Raw genomic sequence first — 16,624 nt, 5'->3', positions numbered from 1 at the left:
CGACGAGGCATGCCGCAGGGCTCACTGCCGTCCCAGGCCCGGCCCGGCGGTGAGCGCGGGCCCGGATCGTGCCCGGCACGGGCCTTACGGCCGGACCAGGCCGCCCGAACGGTACCGCCCGGTGCGCGCCTGTCGAACCTCCGACTCACCGGACTCGGCGGCGGTCTCTTCTGTGTGGTGACGATGTTCCTGCTCGGCTGCGCGGACCACTTCCTGTTCGGCGGGTCCCTGCCGCTCTACGGGGTGCTGTTCCTGCCGGTGTGCGCCCTGACCGCGCTGTGGGTGCGGGACGGGGACCTGCTCACCGCGCCGGTGGTCGTGCCGATCGCGTTCGCCGTGGGGCTGTTGCCCCTCGCCGCCGGCGGGGGGCTGCTGGACCGTCTGATGGGGCTGGTGACCGGGCTGGCCACACAGGCCGGCTGGTTGTACGGAGGTGCGCTCATCGCCTGCGCCTTCACCCTCGTCCGCCGGGTGCGCTGGGTACGACAGCGCCGGCGGGGGCGGGACGTCTGAGACGCGGGTAACGGACACGCGAGTAACGGACGCGCGGGTGCCGACCCGCGGGTGCCCGAGACGCGGATGGTCGGAGACGCGATGTCCGAGACGTGGGGGCGCCCGGTCGGCCCGGGATGTCCGAGCGGGCGGTCCCACGAGCGGCTGAGCGGCCTGCCCCCCTGCGGCTAGGCGTGCTCGGCCGCTCTCATCGCCGCTCCGACGATTCCCGCGTTGTTCTGCAGCTGGGCCGGCACGATCTCGGCCCGGATGCCGTCGATCAGGTGCAGGAACTTGTCGGACTTGCGGCTGACCCCGCCGCCGATGATGAACAGCTCGGGCGAGAACAGCATCTCCACGTGGGCCAGGTACTTCTGGACGCGGTGCGCCCACCGCTCCCAGCTCAGCTCGTGATCGTCCTTGGCCTTGCTGGAGGCGCGCTTCTCCGCCTCGTGACCGTCCAGCTCCAGGTGGCCGAGCTCCGTGTTCGGGAGGAGGACGCCGTCCACGAAGACGGCGCTGCCGATGCCGGTGCCGAAGGTGAGCAGGATGACCGGGCCGCTTCGGTCCCGGCCGGCGCCGAACCGCATCTCCGCGACGCCCGCCGCGTCCGCGTCGTTGACCACGGTCACCGGAAGCCCGCCGAGTCTGTCGCTGAACAAGGCGCGCGCGTCGGTGTCGATCCAGCTCTTGTCGACGTTCGCCGCCGTGAGGACCGTCGCCCCGCCGGTGACCACTCCGGGGAAGGTCAGCCCGACCGGTCCGGTCCAGCCGAAGTGGTCGATCACCTGCTTGACCCCGTCGGCCACGCCGTCGGGCGTCGCCGGGTGCGGGGTGAGCACCTTGCAGCGCTCCTGGGCCAGGTCGCCCCTGTCGAGGTCCACAGGGGCGCCCTTGATCCCGGATCCGCCGATGTCCACGCCGAAGATCTGCATGGCACCACGTTACGACGGACCACTGACAGTCACTACGGTCGGGGCCGCCCCCCCGGCTCGGACGGCCGACCGCCACCCGGTCATTCGGCGGCGGCGCCCGGGGCGCCCGAGCCGCCGCGCTCGGCGACCAGCGCGGCCGCCTCGTCGCGCAGGTCGCGGCGCAGCTCCTTGGGGAGCGAGAAGGTGATGGACTCCTCGGCCGTCTTGACGATCTCCACGTCGCCGTAGCCGCGGGCGGCGAGCCACTCCAGGACCTGCTCGACCAGCACCTCGGGCACGGAGGCGCCGGAGGTGACGCCGACCGTGGTGACGCCCTCCAGCCAGGCCTCGTCGATCTCGTCGGCGAAGTCCACCAGGTAGGCCGCACGGGAGCCGGCGAGCTTGGCGACCTCGACCAGCCGCTTGGAGTTGGAGGAGTTGCGCGAGCCGACCACGATGACCAGCTCGGCCTCGGCGCCCATCTGCTTCACGGCGATCTGGCGGTTCTGCGTGGCGTAGCAGATGTCGTCGCTGGGCGGGGAGACGAGCCCCGGGAACTTCGTTTTCAGGGCGTCGACGGTCTCCATCGTCTCGTCGACGGAGAGGGTGGTCTGGGACAGCCACACGACCTTGGACGGGTCGCGCACCTCGACCTTGGCGACGTCCTCGGGGCCGTCGACGAGCTGGATGTGTTCGGGGGCCTCACCGGAGGTGCCGATGACCTCCTCGTGACCCTCGTGCCCGATCAGGAGGATGTCGTAGTCCTCATTGGCGTAGCGGACGGCCTCCTTGTGGACCTTGGTGACCAGGGGGCAGGTGGCGTCGATGGTGGCGAGCCGGCCCTGCTTGGCCTCCTCGTGCACGACGGGGGCGACGCCGTGCGCCGAGAACATGACGATGTTGCCGGGCGGGACCTCCTCCGTCCGCTCGACGAAGACGGCGCCCTTCCTCTCCAGGGTCTGCACGACGTACTTGTTGTGGACGATCTCGTGGCGGACGTAGATCGGGGCACCGTAGAGCTCGAGGGCCTTCTCGACGGCGATCACGGCGCGGTCCACACCCGCGCAATAGCCTCGGGGTGCGGCGAGCAGGACACGGCGGCCAGGCGAAGCGGTCATGCGTCCCATCGTAAGGCCGCGTTCGGCGGCGCAGAGATCGCGTGCCCCCGGTCCGGCGGGGAAGACTGGTCGCCATGTCCGACACCGGAACGACGGCCTCCGCGGTCGACGCGCGGGACCGGCTGCGACGCGGTCTCGGCTTCCGGGACCTGGTGGTCTACGGGCTGCTGTTCATCGCCCCGATGGCGCCGGTCGGGGTCTTCGGCACGCTGGACGCGACATCGCACGGTGCCGTGGCGCTGGTGTACGTGGTGGCCACGGCCGCGATGGCGTTCACCGCTTTCAGCTACGCGCAGATGGTGCGGGTCGTACCGCGGGCGGGGTCGGTGTTCGCCCACGCGCGCGCGGGGCTGGGCGGGCGGGCCGGGTTCATCGCCGGGTGGATGGCGATGCTCGACTACGTGCTCATCCCGGCGGTGGCGTACCTGTTCGCCGGGATCGCGATGAACGCGCTGGTCCCGGAGGTGTCCCGGTGGGTGTGGACGGCGCTGGCCGTCGTCGTCACGACCCTGCTGAACCTGTGGGGCGTACGGGCCGCCGCGCGCGTGGGCTTCTTCGTTCTGGTGCTGGAGATCGTCGTCCTGCTGGTGTTCGTGGTGGCGGCGAGCGTGGTGCTGGCGCGGGACGGGGCGGCCCGTGGGCTGCTCTCGCCGCTGTCGGGCGACGGCACGCAGGGGGCGTTCGCGCTGTCCGCGGTGATCGGCGCGGTGTCGGTGGCGGTGCTGTCGTACCTGGGCTTCGACGCGATCGCCTCGTTCGCCGAGGAGGCGACCGGGGGCTCGGCGAAGGTGGCGCGGGCACTGCTGTTCTGCCTGGCGCTTGCGGGGGTGCTGTTCGTGGCGCAGACCTACCTGGTGGCGCTGCTCGAGCCGACGACGTCGGCGGAACTGGCCCGTGCTCCGGACAGGCAGGGGTCGGCCTTCTACGACGCGGTCGACGTCTCCGTCGGCACCTGGCTGCACGACCTCGTGGCCGCGAGCAAGGCGATCGGGGCGGCGTTCGCGGCGCTGGCGGGGCAGGCGGCGGCCGGGCGGCTGCTGTTCGCGATGGCGCGGGCCCGGCGACTGCCCCGTGCCCTGGCCCGGACGGACGCCGGGGTACCGCGGGTCGCCCTGCTGTGCGCCGCGGTGATCACCCTGGCGGCGGCGGGCTGGGCCGCGCGGCGCGACGACGGCCTCGACAAGCTGGTCTCCGTGGTCGACATCGGCGCCCTGACGGCGTTCACGCTGCTGCACGCGAGCGTGGTGGGTTACTTCGCCGTACGACGCAACGGCGGCCCGGTGAGCTCGTGGCGGCACGTGCTCATGCCGGTGACCGGCGCGGCGATCACGGTGGCGGTGATGGCGGAGGCCTCCGGCGTCGCCCAGCTGGTGGGCGCGGTGTGGCTGGTCATCGGCGCGCTGGTACTGGTGGGGCAGCGGGGGCGAGTGGGTCCGACGGGGTCGCTGGAAGGCCTGGGGTAGCGGGGCTCGCGCGGGCGCCTCGTGGCAATGGGGCCACGCCCCGGCAGTGGGTGTGCGCCGGGGCGGGGATGGCGGGGGCTTGTGGGGTGCTCGGTTGCCCGCGTGGGCGGAGCGGCGCGATGGGCCGGGCCCGGCGCGGGCGGGGGCGCCGTGTTGTCGGTGGGGGCCACTACTCTCGATCGCATGGCTGCTCACACATCCCCCGAGACCCCGCTTCCCGTCGGCGAGGTGTCCCGGCTGATCGGGGGCTGGATCGACCGGCTCGGAGCGGTGTGGGTCGAGGGGCAGATCACCCAGTTGTCGCGGCGGCCCGGCGCGGGTGTCGTGTTCCTGACGCTGCGCGACCCGTCGTACGACATCTCCGTCAGTGTGACCTGCTACCGGCAGGTCTTCGACGCCGTCGCGGACGTCGTCGGCGAGGGTGCCCGTGTCGTCGTCCTGGCGAAGCCCGAGTGGTACGCCCCGCGTGGTCAGCTCTCGCTCAGGGCCGCCGAGATCAAGCCCGTGGGCGTCGGTGAGCTGCTGGCCCGGCTGGAGCGGCTGAAGAAGGCGCTGGCGGCCGAGGGACTGTTCGCCCCGGAGCGCAAGAAGCCGTTGCCGTTCCTGCCGCAGCTGATCGGCCTGGTGTGCGGTCGGGCCTCCGCGGCGGAGCGTGACGTGCTGGAGAACGCCCGGCACCGCTGGCCCGCCGTCCGCTTCGAGGTGCGCAACGTCGCCGTGCAGGGCGTGCACGCCGTCCCACAGGTCGTGCAGGCGGTGAAGGAGCTGGACGCGATCGACGAGGTGGACGTCATCGTCGTCGCGCGCGGTGGCGGCAGCGTGGAGGACCTGCTGCCCTTCTCCGACGAACAGCTCGTGCGGGCGGTGGCCGAGTGCCGTACGCCCGTCGTGTCCGCGATCGGGCACGAGCCGGACAACCCGTTGCTGGACCATGTCGCCGATCTGCGCGCCTCCACCCCGACCGACGCGGCGAAGAAGGTCGTACCGGACGTGGGCGAGGAGTTCGAGCGGGTGCGGATGCTGCGCGACCGGTCCCGGCGCTGTCTGAACGCCTTGCTGGAACGGGAGGAGCGCGGCCTGGCGCACGCGCTGGCCCGGCCCGCGATGGAGGACCCGCATCGGATGCTCGACGAACGCCTGGATCACGTGGTGTCCCTGGTCGAGCGGAACCGGCGGACCCTCGGGCATCTGCTGGACCGCGCGGACTCGGAGCTGACGCACACGCACGCGCGCGTGGTGGGCCTCTCCCCCGCCGCGACGCTCAAGCGCGGTTACGCGGTGCTGCAGAAGGCGGACGGACACGTGGTGTGCAACCCGGAGGAGACGGCGCCCGGCGAGCTGCTGCGGGCCCGGGTGGCCGAAGGTGAATTCACAGTGAAGGTGGGCGAATGACGAGCAAGGTGGACGAGACGCTCTCGTACGAGCAGGCGCGGGACGAGCTGGTGGAGGTCGTACGGCGGCTGGAGGCGGGTGGTACGACGCTGGAGGACTCCCTGGCGCTGTGGGAGCGCGGCGAAGAGCTGGCCAAGGTGTGCCGGCGCTGGCTGGAGGGCGCGCGGGCCCGGCTGGACGCGGCGCTGGCGGAGGAGGCCGAGGAAGTGGACGCCGGGTAGGGCACGGCTGCGCCCGGCGACTCCTGGCCCCGACTCCCCCCGGCCCCGGCCACTCCTGGCCCCGCGTCCCCCGGTCCCGGTCGCGTCGCCGTGCCGGTGTGGGGCACCAGGCGGTTGTGAGGCGGATCACCGCACCCCCGACATTGTTGAAGGTTGAACTTCCAGTGGCGTAGGGTCGAGTGCGTCAGCGGTCCGTTCCCCGGACCGGAAGCACCCCCCAGGAAGTCACGCATGTCTCTCGTTCTTGACCCCGCCGCCCAGGACCTGCTGTTCCGCGAGGCCCGCACCGCGAACACCTTCACCGACGAGCCGGTGACCGAGGAGCAGGTCCAGGCGATCTACGACCTGGTCAAGTACGGCCCCACCGCCTTCAACCAGACCCCCCTGCGCATCACCCTGGTCCGCTCCGCCGAGGCCCGCGAGCGCCTGGTGGGGCACATGGCCGAGGGCAACCGGGCCAAGACCGCCGCCGCCCCGCTGGTCGCCATCCTCTCCGCGGACAACGAGTTCCACGAGGAGCTGCCGGCCCTGTTCCCGGCCTTCCCGCAGGCCAAGGACGTCTTCTTCGCCGAGCGCCCGGCCCGTGAGGGTTCCGCGACGCTGAACGCCGCCCTCCAGGCCGCCTACTTCATCGTCGGTGTCCGCGCCGCCGGTCTGGCCGCCGGCCCGATGACCGGCTTCGACTTCGAGGGCGTCCGCAAGGAGTTCCTGGACGACGACCACACCCCGCTGATGGTCGTCAACATCGGCAAGCCGGGCCCGGACGCCTGGTACCCGCGCTCGCCGCGACTGGGCTACGAGGACGTCGTCACCACCGTCTGAGCCACCACGACCGCGTGTGAGGAAGGAGGGCCCCCGGCGTCGCCGGGGGCCCTCCTTCCTCACACGCCTTTTCCCGACGGCACCGTCCGCGCCACCGGGTTCCCACCGGGTCTTCAGCCGGTCTTCAGTGCCGCCGCCATCTTCGTCAGCTCGGCGAAGGACGCCGTGCCTGCCACGACCGTGGTGGAGCCGGGCGTGTCCCGCAGCACGAGGGCGTCGTAGCGCCCGCCGGTGTAGCGGGTCCAGGTGCGGTCGCCGATCCGCTCGGTCCGCCGCGTAGCCGACGCGCCCTGACTGGCCTCGTCGATGAAGTCGGAGGGCTTGCGCGTGGACTGCTCGACCTGCGCGTACTGGCCGTCCGGCGTCTGGAAGCCCAGGTGCCAGCGATGGGAGTTCTCGCCCTGGTAGCGCACGGAGGTCGCCTTCCAGGTGTTCGGCAGACCCTCGGGGGCGGCCACCGGGTAACTCGCCGCTCGCCGGGCCGTGAGCAGCTCGACGCGGTAGTCGACCCGCTTGAGGTCGGGCGCGTGATCGTCGTGCGGGATGCTGAGGAAATAGACGACCGCCGCCGCGATCCCGATGAGGGCCAGGGAGAGAATCATGTCCCGGGCCGTCTTCTGCTTGCCGTTCGAACCTGCCACGCCCCCTATCGTCGCAGGTGCCCCAAGCGCTCATACGTGGGGTCCCCTGCTCATTTTGTCTGCTCAGCGATAGAGTCAGATCATTACCCTCATCCGGCCGTCGTCGTATCAGAAAGGTGCGCTCCGATGACCGAAAATCATCACCTGCCGTCCGAGCTCGATGTTCCCTCCGAGGCTCCCGACCGCAATCTCGCCCTGGAGCTCGTCCGGGTGACCGAAGCCGCCGCCATGGCAGCGGGCCGCTGGGTGGGGCGAGGCGACAAGAACGGCGCCGACGGCGCCGCGGTGCGCGCCATGCGGACCCTCGTCTCCACCGTGTCGATGAACGGCGTCGTCGTCATCGGGGAGGGCGAGAAGGACGAGGCCCCGATGCTCTTCAACGGGGAGCACGTGGGCGACGGCACCGGCCCCGAGGTCGACATCGCCGTCGACCCGATCGACGGCACCACGCTGACGGCCAAGGGCATGCCGAACGCGATCGCCGTCCTCGCCGCCGCCGAGCGCGGCGGCATGTTCGACCCGTCCGCGGTGTTCTACATGGACAAGCTGGTCACCGGTCCCGAGGCGGCGGACTTCGTCGACATCAACGCGCCGGTGAAGGTCAACATCCGCCGGATCGCCAAGGCCAAGCGGGCCACCCCCGAGGACGTCACCGTCGTCATCCTGGACCGGCCGCGCCACGAGGGTCTGATCCGGGAGGTCCGGGAGGCCGGCGCGCGGATCAAGCTCATCTCCGACGGCGATGTCGCCGGCTCGGTGTACGCGCTGCGCGAGGGCACCGGCGTCGACCTGCTGCTCGGTATCGGCGGCACCCCCGAGGGCATCATCTCGGCCTGCGCCGTGAAGTGCCTCGGCGGAACGATCCAGGGCAAGCTGTGGCCCAAGGACGACGAGGAGCGGCAGCGGGCGATCGACGCCGGGCACGATCTGGACCGGGTGCTCACCACGGACGACCTGGTCTCCGGCGAGAACGTCTTCTTCGTGGCGACCGGCATCACCGACGGCGAGCTGCTGCGCGGTGTGCGGTACCGCTCGGACACCGCGCTGACCGAGTCGATCGTCATGCGGTCGAAGTCGGGGACGGTCCGCCGGATCGACTCCGAGCACCGGCTGCGCAAGCTGCGGGCGTACAGCGCGGTCGACTTCGACCGGGCGAAGTAGCGCCTACCGGGAGACGAACGGCACCCTGGCCGACCAGGGTGCCCGACCCTGGGCCGACCTGGCGGGCCCTTGCCTTGCCGTCCGGGGCCTGGGCTCGCGCCGGCGGGAGGCGCAGCGCCCCCAGGGCACGGCCATCGGCGTCCGCCCGCCCCTCCAGTGCACGGGAACTCGCGGTCGCGCCCGAGCAGCCCGAGGTGCGATCCCTCGCGGGTAAGCCCGGCCGCCCGACGTTGCGGCGCCTCGCGCGCCGACGCACAGCGGCCCGTCGCGCGACTGCCGCACCCCGGAAGCGGGGTGTGGCCCCGCGCACCGCGAGAGCACCCGCCCCCGCACCGGTGCGGCCGACACGAACGCGCCCTCCGAGCGAGGAGGGAGCCCCCGTCACGCACGCGGTGCGAAAAGGGCGCCCGGAGCGCCCCGGTGCACTCAGCCCGCTATACGGTTCCCGGCCGTCGCGCCCGCCGCCTTCTTCAGCTCCATCTCCCGGCGGCGGCGGCGCGCCAGGACGACCCGGCGCTCGGCCGCCGTCAGGCCGCCCCAGACGCCGTAGGGCTCGGGCTGGAGGAGTGCGTGTTCGCGGCACTCGACCATGACCGGGCAGCGGGCACAGACCCGCTTGGCCGCCTCCTCGCGGGACAGCCGCGCGGCGGTCGGCTCCTTCGATGGAGCGAAGAACAGGCCGGCCTCGTCGCGCCGGCACACCGCCTCGGTGTGCCAGGGGGCGTCTTGGTCCCTGTCTCGCGCCGGCACCCGCTGAGCCGGGACGGCAGCGACCTGCACGGACGAATGCGGCGGTTGCAGCACGGTCTACTCCTGACGACGGCTTCGCGAGCGAGAGACGATGCAGCAAGGCCTACCCGCTGTACGCGCGCCTATGCACAGCGTTTCCGAGCGCGGGCGCACGGCGGCGCGTTCACGCCCCCGCAGCGGCCCCGTGGAGCCCCGCGATGCGGCCGCGGCGGCGCCGCGGCGGGCCGGACGCCTCCGGGCTCCGGCGGATCCGCGGCCGTCAACGGTCCAGGTGTTTGCGCATCTTCCGGTCCACTTTGTCCTGGACGCGCTCCAGCTTGTCCTGGACGCGTTCCAGGATGTCCCCCACCAGCTTGCCGCGCTTGGGGCGCGCCTCCACGTTGCCGAGGACGGCCCATCCGTCGACGTACACGACCGGGGCGTCGGGCTCGGCCGAGTCCAGCGGGCTCACCTCGAAGTTGCCCAGCACCCCGCCGCCCGTGCCGCGCAGCGAGATGTTCTCCGGGACGCGGATCTGGACGTCACCGAAGACCGAGACGGCCTTGATCACCACCTGCTGGTACTCGAAGATCGCCTCGCTGAGGTCGATCTCGACCGAGCCGAAGATCGCGTACGCGTGCAGTCGGCGCCCGGCGTGCCAGCGGCCCCGGCGCATGGCGCTGCTGAAGACGGCGACCACGTTGGCGTCGGCCTCGGCCGGTATCGCGCCGGGCGTGGGGCGGGACGGGGCGGTGGCGTAGGCGGCGCCGGCCGACCGTTGATGGGCGGCGGGCAGATCCCGGATGAAGACCTGCAGCTCGCCCACCGTCTTGGCGTGCAGCACGCCTTCGACGCGCTCGGCGTGCTCGTCCGCGGTGAGCCGGCCCTCGGCGAGGGCCTCTCGGAGGATGTCGGCGACCCGGTCGCGGTCGGCGTCCGAGGCACGCAGTTCGGCGACGCGCGGTCCGGCGTCCTGGATGGGGGCGGGCTTCTGGAGGTCCACGACAGCAGCGTACCGAAACGCGATAGATCGCGACCAGGGGTGTGGACAACCTCGGGCGTGTCGAACTGAGCCTTACCTCACAGGATCCGTGCCCGCGGCAGGTTCTACGCTGGTCGGGCCCGCCAGCGTCGGCGGGCAGCCGTCCGTAGAGTGAGGAATGGGCTGCGATGCCTGAGTTCGCGTACACCGATCTGCTCCCCCAGGGAGAGGACACCACCCCCTACCGGCTGGTGACCTCCGAGGGTGTCTCCACCGTCGAGGGACCGGACGGGCGGACGTTCCTCAAGGTGGAGCCGGAGGCGCTGCGCAGACTGGCCGCGGAGGCCGTCCACGACATCCAGCACTATCTGCGCCCGGCCCACCTCGCGCAGCTGCGCCGCATCATCGACGACCCCGAGGCGTCGGCCAACGACAAGTTCGTCGCGCTCGACCTGCTGAAGAACGCCAACATCGCGGCGGCCGGAGTGCTGCCGATGTGCCAGGACACCGGCACGGCGATCGTGATGGGCAAGCGCGGCCAGAACGTGCTCACCGAGGGCGAGGACGACCGGCACCTCTCGCACGGCATCTACGACGCGTACACCAAGCTCAACCTGCGCTACTCGCAGATGGCTCCGCTCACCATGTGGGAGGAGAAGAACACCGGCTCCAACCTGCCGGCCCAGATCGAGCTGTACGCGACCGACGGCGGCGCCTACAAGTTCCTCTTCATGGCCAAGGGCGGCGGCTCGGCCAACAAGTCCTTCCTGTACCAGGAGACGAAGGCCGTCCTGAACGAGGCCTCCATGATGAAGTTCCTGGAGGAGAAGATCCGTTCGCTGGGTACGGCCGCCTGCCCGCCGTACCACCTGGCGATCGTCGTCGGCGGCACGAGCGCCGAGTTCGCGCTGAAGACCGCGAAGTACGCCTCCGCGCACTACCTGGACGAGATCCCGGCCGAGGGTTCGCCGCTCGGCCACGGCTTCCGGGACAAGGAGCTGGAGGAGAAGGTCTTCGAGCTGACCCAGAAGATCGGCATCGGCGCCCAGTTCGGCGGCAAGTACTTCTGCCACGACGTCCGCGTGGTCCGCCTGCCCCGGCACGGCGCCTCCTGTCCGGTCGCCATCGCCGTCTCCTGCTCGGCCGACCGCCAGGCCGTCGCGAAGATCACCGCCGAGGGCGTCTTCCTGGAGCAGCTGGAGACCGATCCGGCGCGCTTCCTGCCGGAGACCACGCAGGAGCACCTCGACGAGGCCGGCGACGTCGTGCGGATCGACCTGAACCAGCCGATGGACGCGATCCTCGCCGAGCTGACCAAGTACCCGGTCAAGACCCGGCTGTCCCTGACCGGCCCGCTGGTCGTGGCCCGGGACATCGCGCACGCCAAGATCAAGGAGCGGCTGGACGCGGGCGAGGAGATGCCGCAGTACCTGAAGGACCACCCCGTGTACTACGCGGGTCCGGCGAAGACCCCCGAGGGTTACGCCTCCGGCTCCTTCGGCCCGACGACGGCCGGCCGCATGGACTCCTACGTGGAGCAGTTCCAGGCCGCGGGCGGTTCGAAGGTGATGCTCGCCAAGGGCAACCGCTCCAAGCAGGTCACCGACGCGTGCGACGCCCACGGCGGCTTCTACCTCGGCTCGATCGGCGGCCCCGCCGCCCGCCTCGCCCAGGACTGCATCAAGAAGGTGGAGGTCCTGGAGTACGAGGAGCTGGGCATGGAGGCCGTCTGGAAGATCGAGGTCGAGGACTTCCCGGCGTTCATCGTGGTCGACGACAAGGGCAACGACTTCTTCCAGGACCCCGCGCCCGCACCGACGTTCACCACCATCCCGGTCCGCGGTCCCGGTCTGGGCTGACCCGCTCCAAGCCCCCGTGCACCAAGCCCCCGGCCGCCGGCCGGGGGCTCTCGTGCTTCCCGGTGGCGCGCCCGGCCGCACGCCCCCGAACCGATCGCGCCGCCCGGCCACCGGGCCCGCGCCCGCTTCCGGAACGCTTCCGGGTCGGATGCGCCCGGGCCGTGGTGGCCGGTGACCGGACGGGGAATACGTGTGCCGCGACAACCGCTCACGTTTTCGGAGGTACGACGATGACGACCGAAGAGCCGCAGTTCCGGATCGAGCACGACTCCATGGGTGAGGTACGGGTGCCGGCCCACGCCAAGTGGCGGGCGCAGACCCAGCGCGCGGTGGAGAACTTCCCCGTCTCCGGGCAGCGGATCGAGCGGGCCCACATCGAGGCGCTGGCGCGCGTCAAGGGCGCCGCGGCGAAGGTGAACGCCGAACTCGGGGTGCTGGACAAGGAGGTCGCCCAGGCGATCCAGGAGGCGGCCGCCGAGGTCGCCGCGGGCGAATGGGACGAGCACTTCCCCGTGGACGTGTTCCAGACGGGGTCGGGGACCTCGTCCAACATGAACGCCAACGAGGTGATCGCGACCCTCGCCACACAGCGGCTGGGCCGGGACGTGCACCCCAACGACCACGTCAACGCCTCGCAGTCGTCCAACGACGTCTTCCCGTCCTCCCTCCACATCGCGGCCACCGCCGCCGTCACCCACGACCTGATCCCGGCCCTGGAGCACCTCGCGGCGTCGCTGGAGCGCAAGTCGGCGGAGTTCGCCGACGTGGTGAAGTCCGGGCGGACGCATCTGATGGACGCCACGCCGGTGACGCTGGGGCAGGAGTTCGGCGGGTACGCGGCCCAGATGCGCCACGGCGTCGAGCGGCTGCGCGCCTCGCTGCCCCGGCTGGCGGAGCTGCCGCTCGGCGGCACCGCGGTCGGCACCGGCATCAACACCCCGCCGGGGTTCTCCGCCGCCGTCATCGAGGAGGTCGCCCGGGTCACCGGGCTGCCGCTCACCGAGGCCCGCGACCACTTCGAGGCACAGGGCGCCCGGGACGGGGTCGTGGAGACCAGCGGGCAGCTGCGGACCATCGCGGTGGGCCTGACGAAGATCGCCAACGATCTGCGCTGGATGGCCTCCGGGCCGCGCACCGGTCTCGCCGAGATCCGGCTGCCCGACCTCCAGCCGGGCTCCTCGATCATGCCGGGCAAGGTCAACCCGGTCGTCCCCGAGGCCGTCCTGATGGTGGCCGCGCAGGTGATCGGCAATGACGTCACCATCACCACCGCCGGGGCGGCCGGCAACTTCGAGCTGAACGTGATGCTCCCGGTCATCGCCAAGAACGTCCTGGAGTCGATCCGGTTGCTCGCCAACGTCTCGCGGCTGCTGGCCGACCGGACCGTCGACGGCATCACCGCCGACCGTGAACGCGCCCGCGAGTACGCCGAGTCCTCCCCGTCCGTGGTCACCCCGCTGAACAAGTACCTCGGGTACGAGGAGGCCGCGAAGGTCGCCAAGAAGTCCCTCGCGGAGCGGAAGACGATCCGTCAGGTGGTGCTGGAAGGCGGGTACGTCGAACGCGGCGACCTGACCCGGGAGCAGCTCGACGAGGCCCTGGATGTCCTGCGGATGACGCATCCGTAACAGCGGGCGAATCTTTCCGGCCACCGCCGTACAACCGTGACGCGCACCGCAGCGTCGTATGCCTACGGCACCTAATATCTCTGCATGACGGACGACGGAGCGGTGAGACGAGTGGACGCGGGATCTGCCACGTACTGGGCCCCGGGAACGCGGATCCTGTGGCGCTACCGGGAGAACGCCGGCGAGCGCTTCCACATCGCCCGGCCCGTCACCGTCGTGCGCGACGACGCCGAACTGCTCGCGGTGTGGCTGGCGCCCGGTACCGAGTGCGTGCGCCCGGTGCTGGCGGACGGCACGCCCGTGCATCTGGAGCCGCTGGAGTCCCGCTACACCAAGCCGCGTGCCGTCCAGCGCGACCGCTGGTTCGGTACGGGCGTGCTGAAGCTCGCCGAGCCCGGGCGGCCCTGGTCGGTGTGGCTGTTCTGGGAGCCCGGCTGGCGGTTCAAGAACTGGTACGTCAACCTCGAGCAGCCTCTGGCCCGCTGGTCGGGCGGGGTGGACTCCGAGGACTATTTTCTGGACATCTCCGTGCATCCGGACCGCAGCTGGCACTGGCGGGACGAGGACGAGTTCGCCCAGGCCGGGCGGGACGGGCTGATGGACGAGGAGACCGCGGGGCGGGTGCGTGCGGCCGGGCGGGACGCGGTGGCCGCGATCGAGGCCTGGAAGACCCCGTTCTCGGACGACTGGCCGCGCTGGCGCCCGGATCCGTCCTGGGGGGTACCGTCACTCCCCGATGACTGGGACCGTACACCCGCGCACATGTCCACATGAGACCCTTGATGCGCCCCCCGGCAAGAAACGTAGGATCGTCCTCCGCAAGGGCGCTTAAGTGCAACCCCCGGCGCATGGGCTGGGCTTGACCGATCGTCACCGAGGGGCGGCAGGACGTGAGCGAGGGGCACCAGGGCAACATCGCCGGGCGCCGCGGCCCCGCGGCCGACCCGGCGACAACCGCTGAGCATGCGGGAATTCCGTTCCTGGGACACGTATTGCGGGTATCGGGATTTCTGCGGGACCGTCTGCGCGCCCGGCGCGCAGTCCCGGACGGATGGATGCGACACGCGTGACGGAGCAGCCCACCTCCTACGAACGCCCCAAGCCGGGCGTCGACCCCGCGGAGGCCCGCGGGGCGCTCCTGCGTACCCCGAAGCCGCCCGGCAGCCAGGGCTTACCGGTGCAGGCCCGGGCCGACGGGACACCGTCCGGGCCGGGCGCGGCCCCGTCCTGTGGCACCGCGAAGGACGGCGAGGGGAAGGAGCCCCCAGTCAACGGCCCCGAGCACTCCCAGCCCGCCGCCGCCGAGCCCGGCGCGCACCGCCCGCGCCCCGCGCCGGACGGCATTCCGCCGCAGCCCGGCGCCCAGCAGGACCGGGCTGCGGGCACCCAGGAGCGCCGTTCCGGGCGGGGTCTGCCGCCGGGGCGGCCCATGCCGATGCGACGCGACGGGGACCGGCTGCGCTTCGTCGGCGCGGCCACCCGGCGGATCGCCCGTGGGCTCGACCTCGACGAGATCGTGATGGGGCTGTGCCGGGCCACCGTGCCGACGTTCTCGGACGCGATCCTGGTCTATCTGCGCGACCCGCTGCCGGTCGGTGACGAGCGGCCCACCGGACCGGTGGTGCTGCGGCTGCGCCGCACCGACCGGATACCGGAGGAGCGGGACACCGACGGGGTGCTGCTGCCGCCGGCCTTCGACCCGGAGCCGGAGCCGACCGCGCTGGCGGATCTGTCCGCGCTGACGACCGAGCTGTGCGAGGTGCGGCCCGGCGGCGCGCTGAACGAGGTGCTGCGCGGGGTGCGGCCGGTGTTCGCCGACGCGCCCGCCGCCCGGGCCGCGCTGCCCGAGCTGCTGGGCGAGGGCGGCGAGGCCGTCGTACCGGACGGGCAGCACGCGATCCTCGCGCCGCTGCGCGGTCGGCGCCGGGTGATCGGCGCGGCCCTGTTCCTGCGTCGCCCGGAGCGGCTCGCGTTCGAGGCGGACGATCTGCTGGTCGCCGCCCAGCTGGCCACCCACAGCGCCCTCGGCATCGACAAGGCGGTGCTCTACGGGCGCGAGGCGTACATCGCCGACGAGTTGCAGCGCACCATGCTGCCCGAGACCCTGCCCCGTCCGACCGGTGTGCGGCTGGCGTCGCGGTATCTGCCGGCGGCGGAGACCGCGCGGGTCGGCGGCGACTGGTACGACGCGATCCCGCTGCCCGGCAGCCGGGTCGCGCTGGTGGTCGGCGACGTGATGGGGCACTCCATGACCTCGGCGGCGATCATGGGCCAGCTGCGCACCACCGCGCAGACCCTGGCCGGTCTCGACCTGCCGCCGCAGGAGGTGCTGCACCATCTGGACGAGCAGGCGCAGCGCCTGGGCACCGACCGCATGGCGACCTGTCTGTACGCCGTCTACGACCCGGTGACGCACCGCATCACCATCGCCAACGCCGGCCATCCGCCGCCGGTCCTGCTGCACCTGGGCGGCCGGGCGGAGGTGCTGCGCGTGCCGCCGGGCGCGCCGATCGGCGTCGGCGGGGTGGACTTCGAGGCGGTCGAGCTGGACGCGCCGGCCGGGGCCACGCTGCTGCTCTACACCGACGGTCTGGTGGAGTCCCGGCTGCGGGATGTGTGGACCGGTATCGAACAGCTGCGGGAGAAGCTCGCCGCGACCGCCCAGTTGACCGGCCCGGATCATCCGCCGCCGCTGGAAGCGCTGTGCGACGAGGTGCTGGACATGCTCGGCCCGGGCGACCGGGACGACGACATCGCCCTGCTCGCGGCCCGTTTCGACGGGATCGCGCCGAGCGATGTCGCGTACTGGACGCTGGACCCGGAGGACACCGCGCCCGGCCAGGCCCGTCGGCTGGCCCGGCGCGCGCTCGCCCGCTGGGATCTGGAGGAGCTGACGGACTCGGTGGAGCTGCTGGTCAGCGAGGTGGTCACCAATGCGGTGCGGTACGCGTCCCGGCCGGTGACCCTGCGGCTGCTGCGCACGCATGTGCTGCGCTGCGAGGTCGGTGACGACGTGCCGCAGCTGCCGCGGCTGCGGCAGGCGCGGGCCACGGACGAGGGCGGCCGCGGTCTGTATCTGGTCAACAGGCTGGCCCGGCGCTGGGGCGCGACCCGGCTGAGCACCGGCAAGGTGGTGTGGTTCGAGCTGAACCGGGGCTGAGTCCGCCCGGCGCGGTGACGGCATGGAAAGGGGCGCCCGGAG

At 72.1% G+C, this 16,624-nt stretch carries 15 protein-coding genes; 10 read left to right on the top strand and 5 right to left on the bottom strand.

The window, feature by feature from the left end; all coding sequences use genetic code 11:
• The first annotated feature begins 9 nt into the window (after window positions 1–9).
• Window positions 10–513 (top strand): DUF6542 domain-containing protein, encoded by a 504-nt coding sequence (locus tag ACIBA9_RS10570; RefSeq protein ID WP_399361622.1) that lies wholly within the window; start codon window positions 10–12, stop codon window positions 511–513.
• A 167-nt stretch (window positions 514–680) separates the two neighbouring features.
• Here ACIBA9_RS10570 and ppgK read toward each other — a convergent pair whose 3' ends face one another.
• Both ppgK and ACIBA9_RS10560 read right to left on the bottom strand, forming a co-directional pair.
• A complete protein-coding gene (gene ppgK, locus ACIBA9_RS10565; protein ID WP_362154243.1) occupies window positions 681–1,427 on the bottom strand; it encodes a polyphosphate--glucose phosphotransferase in 747 nt (248 codons plus the stop codon).
• Between the two features lie 80 nt (window positions 1,428–1,507).
• Window positions 1,508–2,533: a 4-hydroxy-3-methylbut-2-enyl diphosphate reductase gene (locus ACIBA9_RS10560; protein WP_399361620.1), complete on the bottom strand. Its 1,026-nt coding sequence runs from the start codon at window positions 2,531–2,533 to the stop codon at window positions 1,508–1,510.
• Window positions 2,534–2,598: 65 nt separating this feature from the next.
• Between ACIBA9_RS10560 and ACIBA9_RS10555 the strand changes: the two genes are divergently transcribed.
• The 4 genes from ACIBA9_RS10555 (at window position 2,599) to ACIBA9_RS10540 (ending at window position 6,422) form a co-directional block, all read left to right on the top strand.
• Window positions 2,599–3,987, top strand: a complete 1,389-nt coding sequence (locus tag ACIBA9_RS10555; protein ID WP_399361618.1) for an APC family permease — start codon at window positions 2,599–2,601, stop codon at window positions 3,985–3,987.
• A gap of 183 nt (window positions 3,988–4,170) precedes the next feature.
• Complete coding sequence (gene xseA, locus ACIBA9_RS10550) at window positions 4,171–5,379, top strand: exodeoxyribonuclease VII large subunit (RefSeq protein WP_399361616.1); 1,209 nt, start codon at window positions 4,171–4,173, stop codon at window positions 5,377–5,379.
• Entirely contained in the window at window positions 5,376–5,600 is a 225-nt protein-coding gene (locus ACIBA9_RS10545) for an exodeoxyribonuclease VII small subunit (RefSeq protein WP_362154253.1), read from the top strand. The genes xseA and ACIBA9_RS10545 overlap by 4 nt, the downstream gene beginning before the upstream one ends.
• A gap of 231 nt (window positions 5,601–5,831) precedes the next feature.
• Window positions 5,832–6,422 (top strand): malonic semialdehyde reductase, encoded by a 591-nt coding sequence (locus ACIBA9_RS10540; RefSeq protein ID WP_362154255.1) that lies wholly within the window; start codon window positions 5,832–5,834, stop codon window positions 6,420–6,422.
• Between the two features lie 113 nt (window positions 6,423–6,535).
• Here the strand turns inward: ACIBA9_RS10540 and ACIBA9_RS10535 are convergent, their stop codons facing one another.
• Entirely contained in the window at window positions 6,536–7,063 is a 528-nt protein-coding gene (locus ACIBA9_RS10535) for a DUF4245 domain-containing protein (RefSeq protein ID WP_399361613.1), read from the bottom strand.
• Between the two features lie 126 nt (window positions 7,064–7,189).
• Here ACIBA9_RS10535 and glpX point away from each other — a divergent pair, with 126 nt between their 5' ends.
• Window positions 7,190–8,224, top strand: coding sequence for a class II fructose-bisphosphatase (gene glpX, locus ACIBA9_RS10530; RefSeq protein WP_362154260.1), 1,035 nt, complete (start codon window positions 7,190–7,192; stop codon window positions 8,222–8,224).
• 426 nt (window positions 8,225–8,650) lie between these two features.
• Here glpX and ACIBA9_RS10525 read toward each other — a convergent pair whose 3' ends face one another.
• Together ACIBA9_RS10525 and ACIBA9_RS10520 are read right to left on the bottom strand one after the other, a co-directional pair.
• Window positions 8,651–9,028 carry a WhiB family transcriptional regulator gene (locus ACIBA9_RS10525; RefSeq protein WP_362154263.1) on the bottom strand — a complete coding sequence of 126 codons (378 nt, stop codon included), beginning with the start codon at window positions 9,026–9,028 and terminating at the stop codon, window positions 8,651–8,653.
• A 205-nt stretch (window positions 9,029–9,233) separates the two neighbouring features.
• Window positions 9,234–9,956 carry a DUF1707 domain-containing protein gene (locus tag ACIBA9_RS10520; RefSeq protein ID WP_399361611.1) on the bottom strand — a complete coding sequence of 241 codons (723 nt, stop codon included), beginning with the start codon at window positions 9,954–9,956 and terminating at the stop codon, window positions 9,234–9,236.
• A gap of 167 nt (window positions 9,957–10,123) precedes the next feature.
• Here ACIBA9_RS10520 and ACIBA9_RS10515 point away from each other — a divergent pair, with 167 nt between their 5' ends.
• The 4 genes from ACIBA9_RS10515 (at window position 10,124) to ACIBA9_RS10500 (ending at window position 16,582) form a co-directional block, all read left to right on the top strand.
• Window positions 10,124–11,794, top strand: coding sequence for a fumarate hydratase (locus ACIBA9_RS10515; protein ID WP_399361609.1), 1,671 nt, complete (start codon window positions 10,124–10,126; stop codon window positions 11,792–11,794).
• Between the two features lie 230 nt (window positions 11,795–12,024).
• Window positions 12,025–13,422 carry a class II fumarate hydratase gene (locus ACIBA9_RS10510; RefSeq protein ID WP_399361607.1) on the top strand — a complete coding sequence of 466 codons (1,398 nt, stop codon included), beginning with the start codon at window positions 12,025–12,027 and terminating at the stop codon, window positions 13,420–13,422.
• A gap of 84 nt (window positions 13,423–13,506) precedes the next feature.
• Window positions 13,507–14,196, top strand: a complete 690-nt coding sequence (locus tag ACIBA9_RS10505; RefSeq protein ID WP_393899999.1) for a DUF402 domain-containing protein — start codon at window positions 13,507–13,509, stop codon at window positions 14,194–14,196.
• Between the two features lie 292 nt (window positions 14,197–14,488).
• Entirely contained in the window at window positions 14,489–16,582 is a 2,094-nt protein-coding gene (locus ACIBA9_RS10500; protein ID WP_399361605.1) for a SpoIIE family protein phosphatase, read from the top strand.
• The last annotated feature ends 42 nt before the right edge of the window (window positions 16,583–16,624 follow it).

Origin of the sequence: Streptomyces sp. NPDC051452 (genome assembly GCF_044454765.1) — a bacterium.
Classification (GTDB): domain Bacteria; phylum Actinomycetota; class Actinomycetes; order Streptomycetales; family Streptomycetaceae; genus Streptomyces.
This window is presented reverse-complemented; position numbering and strand designations above follow the sequence as displayed.